Source organism: Microcoleus sp. BM001215392, from assembly GCF_036700185.1.
GTDB lineage: Bacteria > Cyanobacteriota > Cyanobacteriia > Cyanobacteriales > Microcoleaceae > Microcoleus.
The window spans coordinates 1-2524 of sequence record NZ_JAUBOJ010000615.1; the positions used below are offsets into that span (position 1 = coordinate 1).

The 2524-nt window shown below is 48.3% G+C and carries 4 protein-coding genes; 1 reads left to right on the top strand and 3 read right to left on the bottom strand.

Translation table 11 applies throughout. The annotated features are described in order from the left end of the window. The 3 genes from QT974_RS33395 to QT974_RS33405 all read right to left on the bottom strand — a co-directional run. A partial coding sequence (locus QT974_RS33395) for a divalent metal cation transporter (RefSeq protein ID WP_333472654.1) occupies window positions 1–237 on the bottom strand: 237 nt, incomplete at its 3' end. Between the two features lie 321 nt (window positions 238–558). Next, window positions 559–1014, bottom strand: a complete 456-nt coding sequence (locus QT974_RS33400) for a VOC family protein (protein ID WP_333472657.1) — start codon at window positions 1012–1014, stop codon at window positions 559–561. Between the two features lie 197 nt (window positions 1015–1211). Next, window positions 1212–1721, bottom strand: coding sequence for a TIGR02652 family protein (locus QT974_RS33405; RefSeq protein ID WP_333472655.1), 510 nt, complete (start codon window positions 1719–1721; stop codon window positions 1212–1214). A 105-nt stretch (window positions 1722–1826) separates the two neighbouring features. On the opposite strand from QT974_RS33405, the gene QT974_RS33410 reads away from it, so the two are divergent. After that, window positions 1827–2384 carry a gamma carbonic anhydrase family protein gene (locus QT974_RS33410; protein WP_333472656.1) on the top strand — a complete coding sequence of 186 codons (558 nt, stop codon included), beginning with the start codon at window positions 1827–1829 and terminating at the stop codon, window positions 2382–2384. Window positions 2385–2524: the final 140 nt, after the last annotated feature.

Here is a 2524-nt window from a genome sequence, read left to right on the forward strand (position 1 = left end):
TGATTGCAGCAAAATTGCCATCAAATTAGATAGCAAAATCACACTTAATAGTGCATAGCCAAACTTTGCTCCCCCCGCTAAGTCAGTCGCCCAGTTTCCCGGGTCCATGTAACCCACTGAAACCAGATATCCAGGCCCTGCGTAGGCGAGCATTCTACGCCAAAAACCTTTGCTGTTGGGAACGGGAATGCTGCGGTGGACTTCAGGAAGGCTGGGCCTGTTTTCGGAGTGAGTCATTTGTTTTACGGCTCAAGACTTTTCATATTCTTTTCATATTCTCACAACTTCCGTTAAATTTCATCAGTCGGATGGCTCAAAATCTGGTGCAGTCCCGGTATATATTAAGTTGTGTATCTTTTGAGGTCGAACCCAGTTGCGGGCGATCGCCCAAAAATCAATCGCTCAAGAGAATTAAATTGCTTTCCTTTGCTTTCCAATCAGGAATTGATCTGCGTTGCATCTGTGTTCATCTGCGTGATATCTGCGGTTGAGCTGCTGACATCAAAGATTTAGTTAAAAGTCGCAGATCCCTGGGATCGATAAGGCATTGCCGTTTCCCTACTTTCCCGAATTAGGATCGTCATTAAGGCGCCGGATAAACTCTAAGGGTAAACCATCGGTATCGGCAATAAAAGCGACTTCATAAACATTTTGCCCGATCGCCTGTTGAGTCGGTTCCAATAAAACTTTCAAAGCTTGAAACTGATTTGGTTCGTCTTTAGCTGCTGCCTCAAACCGCTGTTTGAGAGACTCCAACCAACTCGGCAAATCAGTTGTCGCCTCTGTCAAATCGAAAGATAAATGATAATATCCAACATAATGCTCGTCTGTGAAAGCATCCGGTGCGGGTTTTGGTTCCGGGATTTGAATGAGTTCGATACGCCCGTTGAGACCTTCCATCCAACAGGCTAGGGTGTAGCCTGTGGTAAAGCGATCGCTCACAGTAAAGCCTAACTGTTCGTAAAAGGCGATCGCCCGGTGAATATTAGCAGTGCGAATCGAGGCGTGGTGCATTTTGCAGTTGACAGTTGACAGTTGACAGTTGATAGTTGACAGTTGATAGTTGGCAGTTGTCAGTTGATAGTTGGCAGTTGACAGTTGGCAGTTGGCACTTATCATTTGTCCTATGTTATTTGTCACCTACTACTAAGAAATTAATAAACTAATAACTACCGCCAACGGAGAACGGACAACGGACCACTGACTAACAACTATTCAAACAACCGAAAATAGGGATATCTAATCGGAACTCCCGGCTCTTTTTCCAAATCAAAATTAATCACTTCCCAACAAGGTTCCTCTTGGGGATCGGGGCTAAAATCAACTGGTAAACCGTACAGCCTCGGGCGTGGCGAGTCCGGCTGACCCCGCCAAGGCGTGCTGCGTTCTAAATAAGCGCTGATTAATTCCCGATAGCGTTGGGCAACGATGACGCGAGTTGCTCGATAGCCTTGAGTATAAAGTCGATCGAGCGCTTCGTGAATTTCAAACCGAATTCCGTCGGGGTGAGTGTGCTGGCGATACCATTCATCCTCCCAGCGGCGCCAGTGCCGCCCAGACTGAAGGTGAACGAGTTCCCCCGTTTTTGGATCTGCCTCAAATGCCCCGTGACGCGGACACAAATAGGTATCCGTGAGTGTTAAAGCCGGAATTGTTTGGCGACAGTGGGGACACTGAATTTCCGGGCCAAACATCGGGTATTGCAAGGCAACTTCAATCATTTATGGCGTCCCAACATATTTATCTGCAAAAGTGGCAAATAGTCTTATTATATCCCGTATCAACAACCAGCTAATCTGCTAGAAGTATCACGATCGACCAAAAAGATGAGCAATCTCAACCAACCTCTGCCTGCACTTCCTGCCTATTGGCCTGCACCGGATCTCTCTCAAGCTGCTTTTGTAGCGAAAGGCGCTGTTGTCATCGGCAGGGTAGAGGTGGCTGCGGGCGCTAGTATCTGGTACGGGGCGGTGGTGCGGGGGGATGTAGAGCGAATTGCGATCGGCAAAAGTACCAATATCCAAGATGGAGCAATTCTACACGGCGATCCTGGCAAACCGACTGTTTTAGAAGATTTTGTGACAGTCGGACACCGAGCGGTGATTCATTCAGCTTACATTGAACGGGGCTGTTTGATCGGGATTGGGGCGATCGTCCTGGACGGAGTGAGAGTGGGGACAGGCGCGATCGTCGGTGCAGGGGCGGTTGTCACCAAGGATGTCCCCCCCCACACCTTAGTTACTGGAGTGCCGGCCAAGCGGCTGCGAGACTTGTCTGAAGAGGAATCTGCGGAGTTAGTGGAACACGCCAAGCGTTACGAAAAGTTGGCTTTGGTTCACGCTGGAAAAGGAACTGATTTGGGATTTGTGGAAGCCAATGAATGAGGTTTTCAACATTCATGTCAACTTAAAACTGAAACCCTCTGTCTCTCTCGTTTTTATCGAAGTCTAGATCCCCCTCGCATCCCCCTTAAGAAGGGGGACGAAAGAGAATATTTCTTGTCCCCCCCTTATTAAGGGGGGCT

Excerpts from the sequence above, each read along its gene's own strand:
- QT974_RS33400 (WP_333472657.1), bottom strand. The coding sequence starts at position 1,014 with ATGCACCACGCCTCGATTCGCACTGCTAATATTCACCGGGCGATCGCC.
- QT974_RS33410 (WP_333472656.1), top strand. The coding sequence starts at position 1,827 with ATGAGCAATCTCAACCAACCTCTGCCTGCACTTCCTGCCTATTGGCCT.
- QT974_RS33405 (WP_333472655.1), bottom strand. The coding sequence starts at position 1,721 with ATGATTGAAGTTGCCTTGCAATACCCGATGTTTGGCCCGGAAATTCAG.